A 305-nucleotide genomic window follows, 5' to 3' on the forward strand; every position below is an offset into this window, starting at 1 on the left:
CCTGCAGCGGGTAATACACCGCCCGCCAGTAGTCCGACGTGGCTTCCAGCGCGAGGACCTCGACCGCCCGGTCAGTCAACCAGTCCCGCAGAGCCCGCAGAGCTGCCGCGGTCGTGTCGAACCGTTCGGTCTCCAGCAACCACCGGCCCGCCCGGCGCGGGTCCGGGGTGCGCACACACGCCACCACGAACCGTTTGCCGACATCAACCCCCGCCGCTCGCAGATACAGCACCTCGTCCCGCGCCGGCGATTTCGTCATAGCGCACCACCCGTCGGTCCCGCCGTCCAGAGCGGGCCGCTCGGAG

The 305-nt window shown here is 70.8% G+C and carries 1 pseudogene; it reads right to left on the minus strand.

The window, feature by feature from the left end:
- A pseudogene (locus tag OO60_RS44360) lies at window positions 1-259 on the minus strand (hypothetical protein); the annotation flags it as partial.
- Window positions 260-305: the final 46 nt, after the last annotated feature.

The sequence above is a fragment of the Amycolatopsis vancoresmycina genome (assembly GCF_000716785.1).
GTDB lineage: Bacteria > Actinomycetota > Actinomycetes > Mycobacteriales > Pseudonocardiaceae > Amycolatopsis > Amycolatopsis vancoresmycina.